A 22,947-nucleotide genomic window follows, 5' to 3' on the forward strand; every position below is an offset into this window, starting at 1 on the left:
CAGAAATAGTTCTATGTAATTCAGATTGCCCGGCGAATTGATTGCGCGGGACCCAAATAGCCGGAATGAAATGCTTCGATCACGCCTCGATGCCCCTCAGCGCCTCATTTATCTTGTTACCGCCATTGTCATTTGCCTGATCTGGTCGTGGTACCTGATTGATCTCGATGCCGGTCATATCTGGCGCTTTGACGAGTTCTATACTTATGATCGAAGCACAGGTTTTGCGCGCAATGACGACTGGTTTGCGGTTTATTCCAACAATGAACCCAGTCTGAAGAAGCCGCCGCTGCAATATTGGTTCTCGGGCCTGCTGATCGAATTCGGCGTGCCGGATATGCTGGCGCTGCGGCTGCCCTCCATGGTGTTCGCGCTGGGCGTTCTGATTGCAACGGCATGTCTGGCACGCGCCATGCTGCCGAAATTGCCCTGGGCGATGCCTCTGTCGGTGCTGCTGTTGGCAACGTCGCTTGAATTCTGGCGCTATGCCAGTTCGGCGATGCTGGATGCGGGGGCTGCGTTTTTTACCACGCTGGGATTTGCTGCGATGTTTGTGGCGTTCGAGCGGCCCAGATACTGGCCTCTCTTTGGTGTGGTCGCGGTACTGGCGGCGCTGCAGAAAAGCCCGACCCCGCTGGCGTTTCTGGCGCTTGCCCTGCTTGGGTTGGTGGCGACCCGCCGCTGGCAGACCTCGCCGCCGCGCGACATCTGGCGTGATCCGAGGTTTCGCAAAACCATCATGATCTCGGTGCTTCTGTCCTTTGCCTGGCCGATTGTGCAAGAGGCGCGGTTCGCGCTGGACGGTTCTCTGGACGGCAGCGTCAAACGGCAGATGCTTGACCGGTTTGCCCCGTCAATATCGGCCCGGGGCCTGAGCGGCATGTCCGAGCTGATCCTGGGTAAGGAAATCTGGCTGCGCGTCGTCGGGTTCCTGGGCATCTGCGCATTGCCATTCATCCTGAGGCGTCCGCGACTGTTTGCGGCGACGGGCATCGCAGTCCTGTTTGTGGTCATGATGTGGGCTGCGTCCGGACGGGTTTACGCACGCTACACCCTTCTGATTCTGCCGCTTCTGATGGTTGGAGCCGCCGGTTTGGCCTTGTCTCTTGGCCGGTTCCGCTGGATCGCGACAGGCGCGTTGCTGGCGCTGGTCTTCGCCGCAGGCGGACCGATCAAGGATCGCTCAATAATCCAGCCCAGCACAAGCAACTATCGCTTCGGGATGCCGATGTCCGAGGTGCTGCTGCCACTTGGACAGGCCCTGCAACCGCATGAGGCACTGGTGATCTGCGCTCTGGATAAATCACGGCCCCGCGTTCCGCCCGGTGCGGCGTCAGTCTATGCCTCGAACGGGCAGCGGTTCGTGTTTCTGTCACGGATGGAGCTTGCATCGGAACTCCGCGAGATCGGATATTCAGCGGGCCCCTTGCGTGGGTTCTGTCATGCCGAGGAACTGGAACAGATTGCGTCCGAACTTATCGGGCTCGAAACAACCCCGTCACCCGCAGAGGGGTATGTTTATTGGACCGCATCCGGGCACCGGTACCTGCAGGACTGAGGGTCACAGGCAATTCGCACCGGTTTCTATTCGGCGGTAAGGCCCTCGGCCGTCCAATACACAAACTCGGTACCCTCGACGGGTTGACGGGTAAGGCCGGTCAGGTCTTCCGAGATACGCTCAAGCTCTTTCGCTCGGCAGACACCGCGCAGGGGGCCTGCGTTATAGTCAAACTGCGCAAGGTACCCGCGTAGATTGGGGCGTCTCATGTAGACGAAGCGATTGTCAGGCGAGGCATAGACCGAGGCCGCGCCCAGGGGTAGACGGCGGCGGTTGTCAAAGCCGCACACCACCAGTGTTTCACCGGGTTGCACCATGGTCTGCATCGGTTCTAGCAAATCCTGCAGGTCGATGCCGAATTGCTCGGCGGTTGTGGGATGGTTGTAGGCGGCAGCGTGTTTCATCGGGCCTTTTTCGGACAGGCAGAGCACCGCCAGAAGCAGGACGCGCACCCACATCCGTTTGGAGACCAGCATGATGCCGCCCGCCGCGCCAACCATCAGCATCGGCAGGATCAGCAGCGTATAGCGGTCATAGATCTTTCCCGATGCCATCCACATGGCGAGGAAGAAAAACACCGCGATCCCCGTCGTTGCCAGCAGACGCGGGCGTCCAAACTTGAAGGGCAAAAAAAACAGTCCGATCAGCCCGAACAGCCGTAAACCGGGCTCGTTCCCCAGAATGATCTCCGACAGCTTTTTCAGACTCCGGTCGGCTACGCTCGGGGCGAAACGATCCAGCATTTCGGTGCGCACGCTGCCCTGAAACTCGGCCCCGAAGCCAAAGCGCAGGTATTGAAACAGCGGCCACAGGAAGGCCAGCAGCAGACAGGCGGCCATGGTCCACAGGAAGGTTCTGTTCTTCCAGATCTCGCTTGTCGGGCGATCCTGCCAGCGCTGCGTCAGAATCAGGGTCAGCAGACCCAACGCAAGAAAGACCAGCGGTGTCGGGCTTTTCTGCATCCCGGCCAGAAACACCGTGACGGCGAACCAAGGCCACAGGCGCGGGCGTTCAAACGCGGCCAACATGACCGCCACACCCAGGGTCGAGAAGAACATCGCGCCATTGTCCAGCATGGCCGACGTCGCATGACCCCAGAAATTCTGTGAGCTTGAGACCAGCAGAACCGCAGGCAGCATCAGCCAGGGATGATCGGGCACCATCACCCGCGCCAGCCACGCGGTGGCGATCAGCGTGCCCAGCGCAAACAGCATCGAAGGCAGATGCAGGGCGGTCATATGCGACCACCCCATCTCGATCATACCGGCTGTCATCCAGTATTGCAGAGGCGGCTTTTTCAGGCTGGGTTCGTTTTGCGAAAAAACGGTGAACCAATCGCCGTTGCGGGCAAATCCCAGGCTGCGGTCATAGGTGAAGAATTCGTCGATCTTCGACAGCCCGTCCTGCCCCAGCCCGACCATGTACCAACACCACAAAACCACGATAACCGCGCCTGTCACCACATAAGGCGCCCAATCCGTGGCCCACAGACGTTCCGATGTCGATCTGACGTTCACCGCGCCCGCCTTTCGATTTGTTGTGCTGAAACCCGCTTCAAAACGGCTGGCTACTTGAATTTACGCTCCTGATCAATCACAAGCCTTTGTGTCTGAATCAAGAACGTATTTTCATCATGTTTAGTGACGCTCAACCCCAGCCCGATACCCGACCGGCCGTGTCGGTCGTCATCCCGATGCACAACGAGCAGGGGGCCGTGGCGGATTTGCTGCAGGGCATTTGCACCGCAGCGGCGGATCTTCCGGATTTTGAGATCATCGCGGTGGATGACGGATCAACCGACGGCACCTATGACGCGCTGCAGGCGTTTCAGCAGACCTGCCCGCAATTGCGCATCCTGCAGCACAAACCCGCCGGTGGCCAAAGCGCCGCCGTGCACTCCGGCGTTCAGGCCGCACGGGCCGAGGTTTGCTGTACGCTTGATGGCGACGGTCAGAACCCGCCCGAGGAACTGCCAAAGATCTGGGCTCCGCTGTTGGCGGATGACAGCGGCCAGATCGGGCTTGTCGCCGGGCAACGGCTGGGCCGCAAGGATACCGTCTCGAAAAAGCTGGCCTCGCGCATGGCGAATGCGCTGCGCGGCTGGATGCTGAAGGACGGCACCCGCGACACCGGATGCGGTTTCAAGGCCTTCCGCCGACAGGCCTTTCTGAACCTGCCCTATTTCGATCACATGCACCGCTATCTGCCCGCGCTATTCAAGGCCTACGGCTGGCAGATCGCGCTGGTCGACGTGGCCCATCAGCAGCGCCTGTCGGGTCAGTCCAAATACACCAATTTCGGCCGGGCGATGGTCGGTATCTGGGACCTGTTCGGCGTTGTCTGGCTGATGCGCCGCGCCAAATCGGTCTCGGCAAAAGAGGCGGGCCGGTCGTGAAAGACACCATTCTTGAAATCCTGCACGTAGATAGCCCGACCGAGGCGCTTTGGGTCTTTATCGGACTTGCTGGTCAGCTGATGTTCAGCGCCCGTTTCATCGTTCAGTGGATCACCTCGGAACGGGCCAAGAAGTCGGTCATCCCGATGGCCTTCTGGTATCTGTCCATCGGCGGCGGGCTGATCCTGCTCAGCTATGCGATCTACCGCCGCGACCCGGTCTTTATTCTGGGCCAGTCGATGGGGCTGTCGATCTATTTGCGCAACATCTTCCTGATCCGGGCTGAAAACCGGTAACAGGCGGCCCGCTCAGCGGGTCTCGGCCTATCCGAATCCTTGTGTGAACAAGATGTTTCTTGTTTTCGAATCATTTGTGCTAGTATCGCGCGAATAGATTTTTACATTTGAATTCGGAGGCTTTGCCTTTGCCTGATGCTACACCCCGGTTGTTCCGGCTGCGTCCGCTTGAGAAAGCGGATATGGAAACTGTTGCGCGCTGGTTTCAGGATGTTCGTGATCTGGCGCTGTTTGACCGCACCTCGCGCGTTCCGCTGAATTTGCAGCAGACCGAACAGATTTGGGAGGAGGCGCTCAGTTCCTCGCGCGACTGCGGAAAATGCTGGTTCATTATCGAATCCGGCAGCGCCGAGCCGCAGGGCATGATCGGGCTTGAGGCGATCTCGCAAGTCAACCGCGACGCGGTGATCCCGATCTTCATCGACAAATCGGTACGGCGGCACGGGGTTGCCGTGCGGGCCATTGCCTTGCTGCTGGATTTTGCCTTCCGGCAGCTGGGCCTCAACCGGATCACCTCATATTACCGGGCAGACAATCACGGCAGCCGCGATCTGATCAGTCAGGTGGGCTGTCAGGTCGAGGGAACAATGCGGCAGGCCTGGTTCGCGGACGGTCGGTTTCACGACATGATCGTGGTGGGCATGTTGCAGCAGGACTGGTCGGCACGGCGACAGGAGCTGGCGCAGGAGTTGCATACAGATACTGTGGTCACTTTCGGCGCACCTGAATGGAGCTGGCCACCCCCGGCCCATTGCGATGAGTGAATTAGTACAAGTATTGAGCCAGAATTTGATAACATTCCCGCATAAATTTAGACACGACAATCGATTCGAGTATTGCCAGTGAATACAACCGGTTCGAATCCCACACTCCGACAAAAGCTCGGCGCGGTGCTGTTTGCCGATGTGGTCGGCTATTCCCGCCTGATGGGCGAGAATGAGATGGATACGTATAACGCGTTGAACTCTCTGTTGTCGCAACTCGAGGCGATTTGCCAGCAGTATCAGGGCAGGGTGATCGAAGTGCGCGGGGACGGTATCCTGGCGCTGTTCGAAACCGCCACCAGCGCCGTCGAGTTCAGTATCGAGCTTCATCGGATTGCCGCACAGCACAATCAAAACCGAATGGCGCATGAGCAGATCAAGTTCCGTGCCGGTGTCCATATGGGCGAAGTGCTGCAGGATGATCGCGGCATTCATGGTGACAACGTGAACATCGCCGCCCGTCTGCAGGAAATCGCTGAACCCGAACGGGTCTATGTCAGCGCCGCTGTCTATGAACAGATCCGCAACCGCCTGCGCTATGGCTATGAGTTTCTGGGGCCCAAGCAGCTCAAGAATATCCTGTTACCGGTGGCCACCTATTGCGTGCGCAGCGAGGTCGAGGGCGCGACAATGGCCGCGACCCTGCGGCCCGACATGCAGCTTGAGGTGCTGGAACGGCCCGATATCCCCTCGGTCGCTATCCTGCCCTTTGTCAGCCAGGGCGGGGGCGAGGATGACAGCTGGGTCGCCGAAGGGCTGACCGATGACATCATCATGAACCTGTCAAAGTTCCGGAACCTGTTCGTCATTGCCCGCAACTCGTCCTTCTTCTTCAAAACGCAGTCGATGTCCCCGCACGAGGCGGCGCGCCGGTTGAACGTGCGCTATGTGGCGCGCGGCAGCGTCCGCCGTTCTTCCAGCCGCATCCGCGTCACCGCTGAATTGCTGGATGCCAACACCGAGCGCACCATCTGGGGCGAACGCTTCGACCGCAAGCTCGACGACATATTCGACATTCTGGACGATGTGACCGAATGCATAGTCGCGGCCATGGCGGTGATGATTGAATCGCACGAAAAACAGCGCATGGTGCAGGCGGCGCCCTCTGACCTCAGGGCCTATGGTTCGGTCCTGCAGGGTCAGCATCATATCTTCAAATATACCCGCAATGACAACCGCAAGGCGCAGCATTGTTATGAATCCGCGCTGGAACGGGATGGCGGCTATGCCCGGGCGGCGGCGGCGCTGTCCCGCACGCTCAATATCGACTGGCGCTATTCCTGGACCGAGGACCCGAACAGTGCGCTGGACAAGGCCCTGTCGCTGGCCCTGCGCGCGGTCGATCTGGACCCCACCGATGCGCGCGGGTTCGGTGAGCTGGGGTATGTGCAGCTTTACCGCAAGGAACACGCAGCAGCGCTTGAATCCTACAAACGCGCGCTGTCACTGAACCCCAATGATGCTGATATGCACTCGGATTATGCGGATGCTCTGGCACATTCAGGCGACAATGAGACCGCGATCGAACACCTTCAGCAGGCGATGCGCCTGAACCCCTATTTCCCGGATCAGTACCTCTGGCATCTGGGTGGGGCCTATTACAATCTCAAGCGCTATGACGATGTGATTGCGGCCGTGAACAAGATGAACAACCCGACCGAGGGGCAACGGGTGCTGGCCGCAAGCTATGCGCACAAGGGAGACATGGATATGGCGCGCCAGATTGCCGACAAACATCGCGCGGCGCATCCCAATTTTTCGCTGGAGCGCTGGACGAGGGTCCAGCCCGATCTGCTGGAAGACGACACTCAGCATTTTCTGGAAGGTCTGAGAAAGGCCGGGTTCTGAGCTACAAAAAAGGGCGCGTGATCCACGCGCCCCGATCCTCGGAAATATCCGGTCCTATTCGCCCCGTGCCTTGGCGCCGCTGACTTTGGCACCGCTCACCTTGGCCCCGCTGACCTTGGCGCCGCTGACTTTGGCACCACTGACCTTGGCCCCGCTGACTTTGGCGCCACTGACCTTGGCCCCGGCCATCATCGGTGCGTCATATTCGAAATAGACGTCCAGCAGCACCTCTTCGATCTGACCCGCAGCGATGTCCATGCGGAGGGTGTAATCGGCCTGATCATAGTTCCAGACGCGAATATCGCTGGCGATCTGATAATCCGCCGCCGCGACACCCGAAACGGACGGGTTCATCGGAGCGCGTGCAGCTTGCTGTGTCGTGTCCGGCCCTCCGGTGTTTTCAAGGCTGAACCCGCGGGGCAGGTTGCCACCCGTGGCACTTTCGCCCTCGCCATGAACCAGGAAGATCGTCGGTTCCGGCATCTCGTAATAGGTGCCGTCATATGCGAAGCCATAAATCCGGGCCAGCCGGGCATCGCCTCCGAACTGGTCCCCCATGAAGTTGTTGACGCCACGACCCCTTCTGCGCTCGTCCTGTTCTTCGAACATTTGCCGTTTGTGGCTATTGGCTGTTTGTTCCCAGAAAGAATGCTTGAATACGCGGCCCTTCTGGACGTAGACGAATGTCTGAAACTCGACTTTCTTGCGCTTCACGAGCGTCAGATTGCCACCGACGTCGGCAACCTTGTAGATGCCCGATATTTCATTTTCGGTCTCGCCGCTTTGAACCAGAATCCGGTCATGGGCTTTCACCTTCACCCCGTCAATGACATCGACCTGTGCCGGCAGCGCGCCTGGAATCTCAAGCGCCAATCGAACCGATTTCTGTTTCAGTTTAAGATCGTTTAACTCTCGCCCAAACAATAATACCTCGGAAAAACTGAGTAACGACTCAGACATATCACTTTCTCCCTATCGGGGGCCGACGCAGCCGCTGGCCTCGTCTGTCCCGGTTTGCGCATTTGACTGCGCGTTGATTGTCAAATTATCACCCCGTGCGCATAAACTGCCATAAAACCGAGGTAAAAACAAAGACTTTAAGGCTCTTTCACCTCGGGCGACAATGTGCGGACCGATGCGGCGTGGCTGGCGCCATCGGGCTTGCTCAGACGTGGACCGGGGCGTGTCAATCCGATGTCGCGCATGCGGAAATTGCCTTCGATGATCTGCCGGAACGCGCCGCCGGTGATCTCCTGATCGACCATGACCAGTGCGCGTTCGACGCCGAAATAGCTCAACATGTCGGGGTCCAGCTTTTCCCACGCATCGGCCAGGTAGGTCCCCAGCAGATCGCGCGCCTCGATCAGCGCCACCCGGAATCCTTCAGGATCGGCAGCGTAATGTTCGTCGAACAGGTCCTGCATGATGGCATTGTATTCGTCGGTGCCTTCCAACTCGTCCGACAGCTCCTCCATTTCCGGGTCGATCACGTCATGGGCAACCAGCCGTTCGTGATAGATATCGACCAGAATGTCGAACATCGCCCCGGTCAGCGGTTCCGACAGCGCGTGTTCGCTGGACCAGCCATGCGAGAAATCTGACAGGGTCCGGTCATTGGCGGCGATCCTGATCTGCGCGTTCTGCGACAGTTCGGCAAAGCGGCTGAGCCGGTTATAGGTATAGAGATTGCCGCGCGTGTTCTTCAGCACCTCATCCACGACCGAACCGAAATGCAGCGATGCCAGCAGCGCCACCATATCCGCCGCCGATTCATGGAAGCCATAATACTCGCCCGTCGCATCCTCTTCGGACGGCAGGCCGATGACGCTGTAGATGATGGCATGGCCGATCTCATGCGCCACAACGTCGAAATTCAGACTATAGGGGCGGTATTCGTCGCCATGTTCACGGGTGCCGCCGGTTTCCAGAAACCCCCAACCGATATGCGCATTGTCGAGGCCAGGCAGCAGCGACAGTTCCAGCCGTTCGAAATCACGTTCGAAATGCCAGGGGATCGGGCGGCCGAAATACCCCTCCCACACATCCATGGTGAAATGGGCCGCGCCAAACAGATGCGCTGCCTCAAAGGCAGGATCGTCGGGGTCGATATGGATGAAATTGCCGAACTCATCGGGTTCCGGCGGCGGCAGGATATAGCCGTCCCAGGCGGGCAGATACATCTCGGGGCCGTCCTCGCCCTCGATCATTGTGCCATAGGGGATCGTCTTGTCGATCGGGTACATCGCATACATGCGCGGCCCCGACGGCCCCGGTCCGATCGTTCCCTGCGGGGCCGAGATTTCGACCAATTCGGGCTTCGAATTCGGCTCAAGATAGGGCGATTGCGGATACAGCAGGAACCGCGTGCCCGGAGTTTCGTTTTCCGAGTAATCGGGCCAGATCGTCAATGTCCCCTCCCGTTATCGTTCCGGTTCACCTTCGGCGCGGCAAAACATGAATTCGGCTTCAATCAGATCAACAAACGCCTCGCGCCCGTCCAGACCAAGCGCGATTGCATAGGATTCAAGATCATCTGGCACCGCCTGGTCAAGCCGTGTTTCAAAATACCAGACCAGAGACTGCATTCTGCCCGTGCCGCCAGCGGTGCCGTTCACTCGCCCCAGCGCTCCGATCTGGTCAGCTTTGCGCCGTGCCCGGTCGCGCAACGCACCATAGCGGCCATCGTGGCGCAGCTCGGCCAGCAGGGCGGTGTCCAGATCATCCGCGTGCGCCGCGATGGCCGCATCCTTATGGGCGCGGTCGGTCAGTAGCGCCTCGTATTGCGCAAGCGTCAGGTCGTTGTCCTGCAGCCACTCCATCAGATCGACCTGACGGGGCAGGCGGGCCGCAAACCTGTGCGCGGCCATGTGTTTTCGCAGCGTGGTGCGGTCCGGTTGGTGTTCGGTCCTGTGCGCCTCATCCCGCGCCAGCAGGTGCAAAGCGGCGCGGTCGCGCAACCGGGCATAAAGGTCGGGGTCCAGCCGCAACTCATCCACCAGCGCCCGCGTGTCCTGATCTGGCGGCGTGGTTTCCGAGTCGACCCGATCCCGCAGCTCGCGCCAGGCCAACGTGCGTTCGACGCGCGGCGCGGCGGGGGTGTCGGTGTCTGCCTCCAGATACCGCGCCATCTGCGCCAGCATCGCCCGGGCGTCATCGCCCTTTGCATCCACCTGCCCCGCGGGCAGCCAGTTCCGAAAATCGTCCAGACCCGAGGCGATATCTGTTGCCGCGATCACCCTGTCCCAAACCCGGTCGCGATAGTGCAGAGCCTTGGCAGCCTCCAACAGGATCCGGGCATCCTCTTCCGACAGCACCCCGGCCGTCTGTGCCATGCCCAGCGTGGCACGGATCGACACCATCGGCTCGCTCAGCGGCATAAAGCCCAACTCGGCAGGGCCATGCAGCACCGCCACCTCGTCATCATCCATAATCGCGCCGCTGAGGTAATCCTCGAACACCCGTCCGACGCCGATCATCCCGAAATCGGAAAGTTCCGCCGCCCGCAACGCGCCCATGCTGGCGCTGCCAAAGACCGGGATGCCCTGTTCCAGCGCCCACAGGATTTCCTTGTGCCAGACCGAGGGCACGCCATCAAAATATCCATCGATGATGCCGATGGCCCGCGGCCTGTCCTGTACCACGCGATACACATCCCCCTGCCGGACCGGGGGCAGGATGGTCGCGTCCAGATGCTCCTGCACTGCTTCGGACCGCAGGGTGGGGCCGACGAAGATAACCACGCTCATGCCGTCACCGCCCGCGCCCTTGGGCCTGCAACGTAATCGGGATCGTCATGCGGTGCCTCCAGCCCCGGGATGATCGCGCGGATGACCGCGATGTCGATCTCGGGCCGGGACAGATCGACCGTCACCACCTGGCCCATGCCGACCACCGACAGACAGGTCAGCAGCAGCTCTAGGTCTTCCGTGAAAGATCCCGTGACATGCGATGGGCAATCGGTGAAACACACGGTCGCCGGCGCGCCATCGATCAACTCAAGGATATACCGGCTGCGCCATGTGCGCGCCTCGTCCGAGAACTCCCCGGGGTCCAGATCATCGCGCGCGCCCGAGATATAGGTCAGTCGCGTCTGCGCCGCTTCGGTTAGTGCCCGCAGCAGCGCGATGGCGCGGTCGGGGTGACAGCCATCGCCGATGCCGATATGGCCGGTGACCTCTCCGGCCTCGCAGATCACACAGCGAAAACTGGCAATGCCAATATCCGAGGTCGTATCCCAAATCCCCAGATCCAGCCCCGCCGCCACGATTTGGTCCATCGCCTGACGGCAACGCGGATCATCCACCGTTTCGGGATCAACGCGCGGCACCGCCCCCCGGTGGTGCCACAAGGTCGTGGCATCCCGCTCGATCAACTCGCAAATCGCGTGGCAACTGGCCTCTACCGCGTCATTGCCCGAGGCCAGACCATTCGTCGTGCGCGGAAACGCCCGTCGCCCGGCGACCGGAGAGGTGGTGTAATCCGTATCCACCATCTCATAAGGCACCCAACAGGCCGCATTCGCGTTCAGATCGCGCCCCTGCACCCAAAGCATTGCTCCATGCGGGTCAAACTGTCCGCCGGTCACGCGCGGCAGACGGTCGACATCCACCACGTGATCCCGCGCCAGATCGGCATGGCTGCACAGCCGAAGCGGCAACTCGATCCGCTCCGCATGCCACGATTCGATCGCCTCCATCACCCCCGAGGCCTGCGCCGCGCTCAACGACAATCCCTTGCCCAGCGACACCGCGACCGAGCGTGAATTGGGCCGTGTCACCATCACCGTCGGCAACCCGACCCGGTCCAGCCCGGTCAGATTGGCAATGCGCGTGATTCCCATGTCCTTGAGAAACGGCCTGACGATGGCCAGCGTCTGTTCCGGGTCTCGCAGGCGATGCGTATCCAGCACATAAGTCTTCTGCGAAATCCCGGACATTCAAATGACCTTGCCAAATATCTGATAACCCGCCCAAACCCGAAGGCCCGGGCTGGCCCGGGCGCAGGATGGGCGAGGAACGCCAGCCGGTCAACCGCAGGGCAACTGCGAACTGCCCCTTGCATGGGCCGCGCCCTGCAGCTAAACGATCTGTCGCACGCCTCAATAGCTCAGCTTGCAGAGCAGGTCCTTCGTAATTAGCGGGTCCCCGCGAGAATGACTTGCGAAACCAATGAGTTCGCGGCAAAGACATAGAACTAGTAGGGCCATAGTAGGGCCAACGCAGAGAAGAATGCCGCTGTAGCTCAGCTGGTAGAGCACGTCATTCGTAATGATGGGGTCGTAGGTTCAAGTCCTATCAGCGGCACCATTCTTCTCAGAAAATCTCCAAATCCGGCAGACCCTTGATAAAGTCGAAAGAGCAGATCCTTCCAGGCTCCCTGAAGAGGAGAGCGCCGCAAGTGTATAGGTTGTATGGGGGGTATAGGTATTTGAAATTTATGCAAAAAGGTGCGGCTTAACGGGGCGGCTAGCACCACCCCGTTTGGCTATATCGCCCATATCAAAATGGCTTGTTGCGATCCCGTTTGAAGTCGCCATAGTCCGGCGGTGGATCAACGTCTCCGAGCCAATCCGTGGTGGTGTCTGACCAGGGTATTTCCTGACCGATGTATAATTCGAAGCTCTCCCGACATGCGGTGAGCGGCGGGAAATGATATCGAGTTGAACGCTCAAGAACCGGATCGCCGGATCGCAAGTATCCCTCCACGAACTTTCCATTTTGTGCCGTCCGAAGGTTTGGAAACATCTTCCGCAACTCCCGACCAAACATCGTCCGCTGCACGTACTGTGCGGGTTGGGTTCGACGCAACTCCGAATACATCGCTGCGATGGTGGTCACACCAGGTCCGTTCCCCGGAGCATCGGGCTGCGGCAGGTAACCAGCATCCAGGATTTGATAGACGTATTTCTCTATCGGTCCCTGTGCTTGGATGATCTGATCAAACAATTCTGGTGTCTTGATCGTCACCCGAGGGTCGGGACCCAGGGAGGTGTCACGTCGGAGCAGGTCGTAGAGCATAGCCTCATACCCGCCGTCCTCCATTTGTCGCATTAGAGCAGAAAAATAGGCTTTGTTGTCCCGCCGCTGCGGCGACACTTGGAATACCTGCCATCGCCTGTCGCCAATGTCCGCAGGCACCACGGAGCGCTCATTTGAAGTTGCCATAAAGATCATCCGATTGTCGTAGGCAATGGGATCAACGCCCTTTCGCTCGATCATGATTTTAGGCTCGGTTAACATCGTCTTGATAGCCCCAGCGTTGCGCCGATCACCTCCGAACATAGCTTCGTCCACATAGACAAAACGCCTGCCTTCCAAATGCTGATTGAACTTACCACTGACGTGGTCGTCCTTTGTGATCGAGACAAAGTGTGGTCGCCATAGGCGACCGTAGGCATTCGCTAGGACTCCCTTTCCGGTACCTGGCAAACCAACGAGAACCGGCGCGGTTCCGATTACATAGGCCGGTTGTTGAACCCCCAGAGCTAACCAGTTTAGGAGCCAATCTGCACGGTCCAGATTCCCGCCGCAGATGTTGTTGCGGATATGCTCTTCTAGTTTGCTCCAGTCACCCTCGGTGGGCCGAACAGCAAATCCCCTCCAGACGTTCCAAGTCTTGCCATTGTGGCCAGGTGGCCGCGACGGGTCAAAGACCGTTTTGTGATAGTGATTGGCAAGTGGATGGCTGAGCCATAGCCTCGCCCTAGGTACCGTCACTGAATTGCCCGCTGCATTCTCATAAGAGTGCTTGTCAGCGGCTAAGCGGTCCAAGAAAGCCTGCCTTCCGAGAAAGGCAAAGACCTCATCTTCTCCACTGTCCTTCAGAATGATCTTGGACGTATTGGCGTATGTGTAGATGCCATACTTGGCATTGTATTCCCGTACGAGCGGGTTACTGGGTCCGTCCCAACCGGCCTCTTTGGCATGATGGAAGATGGTCCCAATTGTCAGCGATCCGTCTGGTTCGAAGGCGTCCCAAGTTTCCTGAGATTTCTCCTGACCATCATATTTTGCTGACTTGCTTGCCCAGTCGTCCCATACAGAAAACGCGCCAACGCCGAGGCTAAACTTGACAGCCATGCCAAACCGAAACCATTGATCGTAGTCATCGGCATCAAGCCTTTTTAGCGCTTCCCGAACTTGCTCTTTGTCGCCAGGCAAGACGTCGCCGGAATACACAACTTTCGTCTTCTTCCGCTTCTGTGGCTTCGCCTGACGAGGCGTTGGCTTGTACAGTTCACTTACATCTGGAGAAAACAGTTCCGACAACACCGGGGTCTCAATTTTCTCCCACGTGATAGGTTGAAGAGCGTCGTCCAGTGGGACTGAGTTTCTGGCATATGGAAGCGCGATCAGGCTCCCGAATTTTCCCTCTTCAACCTTCTCGTTTTTTGGAAAGACCTCGACTGTCTTTTCCTCTACGCCTTTGTTTCCATTCTTAAAGCCAGCATCTGCAATCGCTTTAGAAAGAAACAGCTTGATTGTTTTCGCAGACTGCGGCTCTTTCCAGAACATCCAGGCATGAAGCCCCGCTCCGCCGCCAGAACGGCAAAGCAGAAGCTTGAGTCCGAGTTGGCGCAGCTTCTCCACAACTGGCATCGCCTTCGAAACCATCTCGTCCCAAGGCAGCGCTCCGTCGTGATCATCGAAGTCAATGATCGCCGCAGAGGTGACATCGTAGCGGACCAGATAGGCCCCTACAGGCTGCGTACCGTTTAGGTGGGCCAAAGCCACCTCTGGCGTTACTATGCCCGCCTTCGGCCGATATTTGGGCCTGCCAGTGCGTTGGTAGGTTGCGTAGTGCGTGGGGTTGCCTGTTGCGGCAACCTCCACCAAAAAACCGGCTAGTTCGGGAAGCTTCTTTTCGTGGTCAGGCATTGGAACCTCCGCGCGGCTTACGGATTTTTGACTCTAACCATTCGTCCACGTCTGTTCGGCGGTAGAGTACCTTTCCGCCAATTTTGAGGTACTTTAGACCCTCGCCACGTGAGCGTAGCTTCTCGAAAAAGGACTCACTCAATGAGGTGTATTGGGCGAGCTGCCCCGTTGTCAGTAGATCGAGTTTATTTGGATCGGGCATAGCCACCTCCGAACTAAAGCACTCCGCTTCTCAGGCAGAACAGTGCTTTTGTGGGTGACTACGGCGGGGGGTTTCCGTTCCTTTAAGAGACCACTACACGTTATCTGGCCTCGCCGTCCTGCTATCGGCCTTTCACCGACCTTGCGCTTGTCTTTGACGCTCTTGGGGCGTGTTCTTGCAGGCACAATTTAAATGGCCGCCCTGCGCGTGTTCGTCAAGCAGAGTTCGTTCCTATTCCGGTCTCGTCTGGAAACATCCAAAGGCATGATGCGCGCGCGTAAGGTTGAAGGACGTGATCACCCCTTAAATAGATGTACTGCTCGTCCAAATGGGATCAAAACGACTCGGCAGAGGGCCTGGACCGAGAGCGGCTATGCCTTTGAGACACCAACTCCCGTCGATGGGGTGGGGTCACCGGGGGTCAGTCCTGGGGTTCTTTTAGCTCTAGGATGCGCTGTGCGACCAGTTCGACAGGCTCACGCAGACGCTCCGCATTCACCACGATATACCCGCCAGTCACATCTCCATTGGTGCGATGATTTAGCAGGCGCTTTAGCGCATAGTAGGGCACGTCGAGGCTTTCGGCGATTGTGATGAACGTGCGACGCAGATCGTGAAGGGTGAAGCTCACGCCAGACCCTGCCGTGACGCGCAGCAGAAACTTCTTTGTTTCGATTAAGTGGCCCGTGCGGCCTGGCCCTGGAAATACCCAAGGGGACCCATTTTTGCGGTCCAGGCGCTCCCGCAATAAGCTGGCCAGGAAGTTGGACAACGGAAGGTCCAGCGGATCGCCATTCTTGGTGGTTGGCAGGTGCAACACCCTGCCTTTCAGGTCGACGTTTTCCCATCTGAGTTTGGTCAACTCCCCCCTCCGCATCCCTGTAAACAGCGCGGAGAGAAGGAAGTCACGGGAGTATTCTGGCTCCGCCATTACAGCCGCCCACCATGCTGGGAGGTCCGGCGCAGCAATCAAGGTCTGACGCCGCCGTTCTTTGTTCCAAGCGCGGGCTTGTGTCAGGATTTGCACTGGGTTCGGAGGGAAGTCGTCTTGTGTGGCAGCAATAAAATTGTAGATCGACCGGAAGTGTCGCATGGCATTGTTCGCGGTGGTTTCCCCGTGCCTTTTGCCAATGTCTTGATGCTTCTTCAGCACCATTTGGCGCGTGATTTCATTCAGTGGTTTCTTGCTCCAAGACTTAAGGTAGAGGCGTTCTGTGCGCTGATAGTGGCTGATTGTATGTGGAGTCAGAATGCGTACCTCGAGGAAGCGTTGAAGCGCTAGCTCCAGAGTTACCTTTTCGATGGCTTCTTGGCGTTTCTCCGCGTTGGGATCATGCCCGTCTGCCATTTCGCCCAAGATCGTTAGGGCCTTCTTGCGAGCAACTTCAGGTGCAAAGACATCCGCGCGACCTATGGTAACGCGCCGCGTACGCCTGTTCACCTGCCCTTCTGCAAAGAACACCTTGGACTGAGCCCCAACGCGAAGCCCGAAACCTGGTAGCATGGTGTCTCGGTACAGAACCTGCCCTTTTTTCGAGAAAGGGATTTCATCAATCGCGCGGCGGGTAAGACGTAAATTAGGCATCGTGACCTCCTTCTGGCCACGCTCCATTATAGGCGTATTCCGAGAAAAAGCTCGACTTTTCATCAGGTTATGAAAGCGCAAGAGGCGCAGTACGAAAAGATGAAACGCCGTCTGGCTTGATGAAAATTCCGAGGTTTTGCCGTGAAGGATAGGGCCAATGAACTGCGGAAATACAATGCATGAAATCCGAACAGCCACGCCACACTCTAGCCTTGCATACGCTCTTCCCTATCGTCGAGAAGCAAAGATGAGTGTCCGCCGCGCAAAATCTGAAAGCTCAGCGTCGTTGATGTGTTCGGTTTCCCAAGCTTGATTGCTGTCATGGTGAAAGCGGTTGGCGTAGTCTTTCAAAGCTCTCAATTCATCAAGATCGTTCTGAGAAAGTATTTCATTGTTGGTTCCGACCCTTTGACCACAAAGGCCAAGAAATGGTCCGATCAACTGTCCAGGAGGAAAATGCTCTGGATAAGCAACTCTCAAGAAGCGCTCCAAGATTGGCCTGAGCGCCTGTGCAACTTTTCTCTCTTCACCAGGATCAGCCACTTGAAGATAGCTGCGCACAAGCTCGTGCCGCTTGTCATGTTCGGAAATACTATCGTTGCGCACGTCCCATGTAGCGATTTCGGAACCGGCAGCGGCCCTGTTGATCCGCAAAGCCGTTCTAGCGTTCCGGTCAGCCTGCTCCCAAAGGTTACACAAGAATGGCTTGGAATGGGATAACACAATGATCTGTCGCACGCGCCCAAACAATCTGATTATCTCGGCACGTGTGTGTAGTGTACGGTGCTCATCTAGGCTGGTCATCGGATCATCAATCACAACCATTTTATTAGCTAGATTCGCGTCTTGATCGAGTGATGCGAAGAAAAAAGCCAGCGCCAGTGTATTTCGGTCTCCTGCGCTCAACGTATTGCGGAATGATGGGCCTTCATCGGCGGCTACATCAACGTTTTCATTATTGATAACTACACAAAATGACGCAGATGACCCGCCGCGCTGGTTGACCGACTGAACCTGCCCTAACCTAAATGCTGCCGCAAAACGTGCTAGATAAGCATTAATAGCATCTTCGTAGGCCGGGAAGATTTGTTCACGGTATTGATCGAGCGCGGCCCGAGCTTGATCCCTAAGGTTCTCAGTGTTGGTTTTCGCAGTTTTTTCAGCCGTATACGCGTCGCAAGCCTGAACAACACTTTGCTCATACCGCGCCTTCTTCGCTTGGAGCTTTGAAAGATCATCGGTAAGAGCGGCTAAGTCATCAGCGGCGGCTTGCTCACGTACTAAGTCCAGGCGCTCGTTTACACCAATCAATCGCTCAGAAAGCGCTTGTACTTCTGCAATTCTTGCTCGGTATGTTCGTACGGCCTGACGGGTTTCCGCGGAAAGGTCCATCTGTTCTAGCGGCGCGGTTGCCTTTGCGCGAAGCTGAACAAGTACGGCATCTTTGGCTGCATTCCACTCTCGTGCGATAGAGGCGGTATCGATTTCAATTTCTGGGATATCTATGAAGTCTTTCCAGAACTCATGACTTTGCACACAGGTGCGAATTCCCCGTTCGAATGCGGCCAGAATATCTCCCGAGTGAGCGTTGCGTACACTAACGCCCGTTTCCCGTACAGCATCTTTCAGTGCTTCGTACGCATCGCTAAAGTAGGCACGGTAGTGCTCAATGATATCTGACCGTTGAAGTTCCTGTGTGCAGAAGGGGCATATATCTTGATCTTGCCCTTGTGATGCTTGCGCAATCCTCGGCATTCCATCGGCCACCCAGTTTTCACCGCCTCCTCCAATATTGTTTAGATGGCTGCGAACACGATCGGCGGCGGATGCTTCTAGATCAGGAAGAGATTGCGCCAATACGCCTTCAATTGCGTGAAGGTCAAAGTCAGGTAAAGAAATCTCCTGAAATCCTGGCCTTTGACGGATAGCATCTGCCGAACGAGCGGCCGCGAGCCTTCTCTGGGCATCCTCGATTTTGTTGTCGATGTCTGGGTCTTGTTCCAAATTGCAAAATGTATCCACACGGTAAGGACCGCGCGCCGCTGCCGGAATTGCATTGGACAGGTCGCGTAAAGTGACATTATGCATTTCCACCCGGTCGATGTGGCCCTGCAAGGTATTGGACAGTGCGACGCCTTGCGCACCTAGAATTAACTCATGAAGATTCTTTCTGTGCGCAGCCTGAACTTCGATTCCAGAGCAAACGTTGGCTGCGACAAACGCATCATCAAAGATGGCAATGTCTGGCAGCGTCTGGGACCAGTTCCCGTTTTGAAAAGTGATCGAGGCACCACCATACCCAAGTACAAGGCGAGGTGGGTGCTGCGCGCCCAAGCGGTGGCGCTCGGTGACCAGTGTTCCATCACCAGTTGCCAGCGAACGTAGCATCGTTGCGACGGTAGTCTTGCCACGCCCGTTTTCAGCATAAAGCAACGTGAACGGCGTTAGAGCTGTGTTCTGCGGCGGGGAGACGTTGCTGAACTGGCCGAAATTCTGGAGCAACTGGACTCGATCAATCATATGAGGCCTCCTTCGTCATAATTTTAGTCTACTTGCCGATCGATCGGCTAGTCTCAGGGAACTCCTTACTTAACGTTCGCCAAGCCTACGATACAGTCTTGGAACGCACAGTATTTTGGATTTAGCCCAAATATCGAATGCTTTCACACAAAGCGCTTTAATGAATCAAAAGTCAAAATGAGTACCGTTTAGCGCTCTAAGATCATCTTTAGGTTTAAGCCGGAATGCTGGTCTACTTGAATTGCACGGTGGTTCCAAAAATCGCGAAGAACTTCTGCGTGCGGGTGGCCATAACTGTGACTTGGATCGGAACAAAAAACGCTCATTGCTGGCGATACCGCATCTGCCAAGCCATCGTGCCAGTTCGCACGTGCGCCATGGTGGGGAACTTGGAAGACACTCGTGCGGAATGCTCTGCGGTGGTCAAGGTATTGTTCCAGCGCGTCCCACTTGGGAACGCTGCTCAAATTGCCATCGCCGGTTAGCAAGATTGCGGCCTTTGTTTCGTGTTCTCGCCAGCAATCGCAAGTGCCAATTAACCCTTGGAGACAACAATTGCAGTAACGATGCCCGCGCCACGTGCCTATAGCGCCACCGTAGAGTGTCAGGCTTACATCGTTCATGGCCGTCTTACCGAACGTTGCCACGTATAGGCTCCGCAGGCTCTGCAGAGCGTCCTTGCGCTCGCTTTCGCTTCCTCCAAGTAACGAATGTCTATGGGAAGCAACTTTTGCCGCAAAGTTTGTCGGGTCAGACGGTCGCGTGTCGGGATCGTTGTAGGGAATGAACTCCCAAACGCCAAACACAGGAATTGCCTGACCGGGTTGAAGAACTCGGACGCGCCGTTCACCATGTTCGTAAATCAGGTCCAGTTCGTCGTATGAAGCAGTAGTACCAGGACCATACACCTTGTCGGCATCGTCCAAGTCTTCCGGTGGTTCCGGTTCGAAGGTTGGTTCAGTGGAATATGGCGGCCCCTCACCGTCAGAAGGCATGACAAATAAGACCTGTCCAAAGTCGTCACCGGCCCGCTGGGTCAAATATTGCACTGGATCGACGAAAAACAACATTTCGTCGTCATAAGCCCGTAATCCCTGCGCAAATCCGATAATCAGACGATGCCATAAGGGCGCCCAAGGTAACATGACTGTCTTGGCACCTATAGCTTTCAACAGGTCGACCATGCCACTGGTATGATCATTGTGGAAATGTGAAATCGTTAAAAGGTCGATCTGCGCACCGGCACAGCTGCCTTTCAAATCGGCGATAGCGTTAGAAACGAGACGTTTTGCAGTCGAACTGCCACAATCATAAACCCACCGATATGGCGGATGAACGGGAGGCTCTTCGTTCCCCTCGATGTAAATTCGCCGTCGCCTCTTCGTTGGCGGAGGCCAGAACTCTATCGAGCCAGCTGCAAACAGACCCTGCCCCACGGGGAAGAATGTGTGATAGGCGCAGATTTCCGTCACTCGGCGGCCTTCAATTCTGTTTCGGGCGATAGAATACTTTCATGTTTTTTGCTTCCAATTGTGGTAACATCGGATGCGTCGTTACCGACAACTTCCCAAACATCCTCGTACCTAACGCGGCTGAATGCTTCCAGGTTATTCATTATCGAAAACTCGTTCTATTGCGATACCGTGATTGGCTGCTAGGTCGATTTCGGTTTGCGATACCGGTCTGTAAGAAACAAATTCGCTACCGGAACAATTCGGCAAACCCAACGCAGTAATTAGCGGTGTATCGTAGTGTCCAGAAAGGAGCAAAATGCCCTCGCGAGCGAGGTGATCCCTCGTGCCCTTCCCGTTGTCTGACCTAATGCGCCGCATGAAATCTTGCTGCTGAGCGACAGCCTCGACAACATCCCGCGTGATTGGTTGCCGTTGCACTTCACGAAATAGATTGGCCATGCGCTGATTACCCGACTTACCTGAGAATATCCGCTCAATTGCGTCAGGGGCGACAGTGCGCCAGAAATTCGGAGGATATGGATGGCTCATCAACATCCAAAAGATGTTTGCGAACCCAAGCGCTGAGATGCTCTTTTTCGAGTCCTTATTCTTACCAAGAGTAAGATATTCGGCGCGAGCTACGATGAGCCCCAAATAGCACTTTGCGCGGACTTCGTCCGCTGCCACAAGGATGCAGGGATGATCTACCGCTTCGGTCGGTATCATCCAGTTGCTGCCCATCGTGTTCTTAATGTCGACATCATGCCCTAGGATCACCGTATCGAGCGTACCTTTGGGTAGGTTGAGCGTGGCGCGTAATTCTATTTCCACCCGAGTTCCGATGTACGTCTTTTCGGTTTTCTCCAATTCCTCATAGGATCTTCGCCCGGTTTTTGGAGTCATAATTACGTCGTCGACACACTGGCGAAGCATTGCAGAGAACTTTGTGGCCAAATGTTCGGTGCCGCCAGCACGTCTATTAATGTCGCTCGCAATGGCGTCCAACAGCTCATAGTCAGGATGGCCTGCTACGACTTTGCTTTCGGGAATCTTCTGTTTCAAACGCTTGTTTCTCTGCGAGTACGGATACTCTCAGCAAGCTGTCATAATTCTCAAGCGTTTGGAAGTTCAGCCATTTACGGCACGCAAGACGCGCTTACGCAGTGTCCTCGCAATTTGACCAGATACAGCCTGGGCAACCGGAGGAGGGAATGCATTGCCTACTTGCCGATATGCATTGGTCTTTGCGCCTGTGAAGTGCCAGTCATCAGGAAAGCCTTGAATCCGAGCAACCATCGGCACCGTTAATCTTGGCATTCCATTATGGAACGGATCGGGTGCTTCGGGAGCAATAGTTCTGCCTTCGACGCCGAGGGTGGCCCATGCCGCACGTGCGCGGGTCGGACCGAGGTCGGGACCGCCGTGCTTTTTGGAACCACCAACAATTGTTGGCGCAATTTCATCAGCTTGTGACGCCCATTCTTCAGCACCACGCCAGCCACGTGCTGCCATAAGATCGTGAAGCGTCTCGCCAACAGTTGGTGGGTTGTGGGGGTTCGGCTCTGGCCAATCGAAAAGTTCTGCTCGTTCCTCTTGAATGGCAACGATCACCACGCGAGGTCGAAGTTGTGGAACGCCATAGTCAGAGGCATTCAAAAGTCGCCAATCGGTTTTGTAGCCTAGTTTCTCCAACTGAGTCTTTAGACGTTCCCGGTAGTCGTGAAACACAGCATCCAAGAATCCGCGCACGTTCTCAATCATCACTGCGCGAGGTCGGGTTGCATCCACAACATCGATAGCGTCGTCGAACAGATTGCGTTCGTCTTGCTCGCCAAGCTGTTTGCCTGCGACGGAAAATGGAGGGCAAGGTAAGCCGCCTGCTAGGAGATCCATACCCTTGTAGTCAGCGGCGCGCTCCTTGAAGATCCTTAGGTCCTCTTCAAGCACATTCCACTCCGGTCGGTTGTGGCGGAGAGTATTGCAGCAATGCTTGTCGATTTCGATGAGCGCAGTGTGAGAAAAGCCCGCCGTTTCAAGACCAAGCGCTTGGCCACCAGCGCCAGCGCAAAGTTCCACAGATGTCAGCATGTTGCCCTCCTCATTGGTTCGCATACAACTCGTTGTGGTTTACGAGATCAACTGCCAACGCTGATTTTTCACATTGTTCTTGATATGTTCTTACTCCAACGCCGATGCAGCAGACAACCCTCATTAGCCACCGTGTACGAACCGAGTTTTTCTGTGGAAACTGAAAAGACCACTCTCCAGCAAATGACTGCATGGCCAAACCAACCTGGTTCACCCGAATTTGCCGGATTAATAGGGCAACTAGCAATCCGTAGGGGATTAGTAGGGGAGCGGGAGGCAACTCCAGAGGACAGAGGGCAGCGCCATACAAAGCCATGACAAGAAAATCGCTTTTTGTATCATAACGTTGTACGTCGTTTG

General features: G+C 56.6%; 17 protein-coding genes and 1 tRNA gene. 6 read left to right on the forward strand and 12 right to left on the reverse strand.

The annotated features are described in order from the left end of the window. Positions 1-70 precede the first annotated feature (70 nt). Complete coding sequence (locus ACR0K9_RS08675; RefSeq protein ID WP_480822354.1) at positions 71-1,558, forward strand: ArnT family glycosyltransferase; 1,488 nt, start codon at positions 71-73, stop codon at positions 1,556-1,558. A gap of 26 nt (positions 1,559-1,584) precedes the next feature. Here ACR0K9_RS08675 and ACR0K9_RS08680 read toward each other — a convergent pair whose 3' ends face one another. Then, complete coding sequence (locus ACR0K9_RS08680) at positions 1,585-3,075, reverse strand: ArnT family glycosyltransferase (RefSeq protein ID WP_480822356.1); 1,491 nt, start codon at positions 3,073-3,075, stop codon at positions 1,585-1,587. A 116-nt stretch (positions 3,076-3,191) separates the two neighbouring features. Between ACR0K9_RS08680 and ACR0K9_RS08685 the strand changes: the two genes are divergently transcribed. The 4 genes from ACR0K9_RS08685 (at position 3,192) to ACR0K9_RS08700 (ending at position 6,861) form a co-directional block, all read left to right on the forward strand. After that, positions 3,192-3,953 (forward strand): glycosyltransferase family 2 protein, encoded by a 762-nt coding sequence (locus ACR0K9_RS08685; protein WP_480533755.1) that lies wholly within the window; start codon positions 3,192-3,194, stop codon positions 3,951-3,953. After that, entirely contained in the window at positions 3,950-4,249 is a 300-nt protein-coding gene (locus tag ACR0K9_RS08690; protein WP_480822358.1) for a lipid-A-disaccharide synthase N-terminal domain-containing protein, read from the forward strand. Before ACR0K9_RS08685 ends, ACR0K9_RS08690 begins: the two co-directional genes overlap by 4 nt. 128 nt (positions 4,250-4,377) lie before the next feature. Beyond that, positions 4,378-5,013 (forward strand): GNAT family N-acetyltransferase, encoded by a 636-nt coding sequence (locus ACR0K9_RS08695; protein WP_480822360.1) that lies wholly within the window; start codon positions 4,378-4,380, stop codon positions 5,011-5,013. Positions 5,014-5,091: 78 nt separating this feature from the next. Beyond that, positions 5,092-6,861: an adenylate/guanylate cyclase domain-containing protein gene (locus ACR0K9_RS08700; RefSeq protein ID WP_480822362.1), complete on the forward strand. Its 1,770-nt coding sequence runs from the start codon at positions 5,092-5,094 to the stop codon at positions 6,859-6,861. Between the two features lie 54 nt (positions 6,862-6,915). On the opposite strand, the gene ACR0K9_RS08705 is transcribed toward ACR0K9_RS08700, so the two are convergent. From ACR0K9_RS08705 to ACR0K9_RS08720, 4 genes are all read right to left on the reverse strand, one after another. Continuing rightward, a complete protein-coding gene (locus tag ACR0K9_RS08705; RefSeq protein WP_480533749.1) occupies positions 6,916-7,821 on the reverse strand; it encodes a pentapeptide repeat-containing protein in 906 nt (301 codons plus the stop codon). A 137-nt stretch (positions 7,822-7,958) separates the two neighbouring features. Then, positions 7,959-9,269 carry a gluzincin family metallopeptidase gene (locus ACR0K9_RS08710; protein WP_480533747.1) on the reverse strand — a complete coding sequence of 437 codons (1,311 nt, stop codon included), beginning with the start codon at positions 9,267-9,269 and terminating at the stop codon, positions 7,959-7,961. Between the two features lie 12 nt (positions 9,270-9,281). Beyond that, positions 9,282-10,607: a TfuA-like protein gene (locus ACR0K9_RS08715; RefSeq protein WP_480822364.1), complete on the reverse strand. Its 1,326-nt coding sequence runs from the start codon at positions 10,605-10,607 to the stop codon at positions 9,282-9,284. Further along, complete coding sequence (locus tag ACR0K9_RS08720) at positions 10,604-11,797, reverse strand: YcaO-like family protein (RefSeq protein ID WP_480822366.1); 1,194 nt, start codon at positions 11,795-11,797, stop codon at positions 10,604-10,606. The genes ACR0K9_RS08715 and ACR0K9_RS08720 overlap by 4 nt, the downstream gene beginning before the upstream one ends. Positions 11,798-12,091: 294 nt before the next feature. Between ACR0K9_RS08720 and ACR0K9_RS08725 the strand changes: the two genes are divergently transcribed. Continuing rightward, a tRNA-Thr gene (locus ACR0K9_RS08725) sits at positions 12,092-12,167 on the forward strand. A gap of 192 nt (positions 12,168-12,359) precedes the next feature. Here ACR0K9_RS08725 and ACR0K9_RS08730 read toward each other — a convergent pair. The 7 genes from ACR0K9_RS08730 to ACR0K9_RS08760 all read right to left on the reverse strand — a co-directional run bounded on the left by ACR0K9_RS08730 (position 12,360) and on the right by ACR0K9_RS08760 (position 22,587). Further along, positions 12,360-14,738, reverse strand: coding sequence for a DUF5906 domain-containing protein (locus ACR0K9_RS08730; RefSeq protein WP_480822368.1), 2,379 nt, complete (start codon positions 14,736-14,738; stop codon positions 12,360-12,362). Then, positions 14,731-14,940: a helix-turn-helix transcriptional regulator gene (locus ACR0K9_RS08735; RefSeq protein WP_480822370.1), complete on the reverse strand. Its 210-nt coding sequence runs from the start codon at positions 14,938-14,940 to the stop codon at positions 14,731-14,733. The genes ACR0K9_RS08730 and ACR0K9_RS08735 overlap by 8 nt, the downstream gene beginning before the upstream one ends. Positions 14,941-15,361: 421 nt before the next feature. Further along, positions 15,362-16,723, reverse strand: coding sequence for a tyrosine-type recombinase/integrase (locus ACR0K9_RS08740; RefSeq protein ID WP_480822372.1), 1,362 nt, complete (start codon positions 16,721-16,723; stop codon positions 15,362-15,364). A gap of 30 nt (positions 16,724-16,753) precedes the next feature. Continuing rightward, complete coding sequence (locus ACR0K9_RS08745; RefSeq protein ID WP_480822374.1) at positions 16,754-19,045, reverse strand: AAA family ATPase; 2,292 nt, start codon at positions 19,043-19,045, stop codon at positions 16,754-16,756. Between the two features lie 188 nt (positions 19,046-19,233). Beyond that, the gene (locus ACR0K9_RS08750; RefSeq protein ID WP_480822376.1) at positions 19,234-20,517 is read right to left on the reverse strand and encodes a ComEC/Rec2 family competence protein; all 1,284 of its coding nucleotides are present in this window, start codon (positions 20,515-20,517) and stop codon (positions 19,234-19,236) included. 135 nt (positions 20,518-20,652) lie between these two features. After that, entirely contained in the window at positions 20,653-21,561 is a 909-nt protein-coding gene (locus tag ACR0K9_RS08755; protein ID WP_480822378.1) for a NaeI family type II restriction endonuclease, read from the reverse strand. A 66-nt stretch (positions 21,562-21,627) separates the two neighbouring features. After that, positions 21,628-22,587: a DNA cytosine methyltransferase gene (locus tag ACR0K9_RS08760; protein WP_480822380.1), complete on the reverse strand. Its 960-nt coding sequence runs from the start codon at positions 22,585-22,587 to the stop codon at positions 21,628-21,630. Positions 22,588-22,947: the final 360 nt, after the last annotated feature.

The organism is Ruegeria sp. L12, assembly GCF_056531745.1.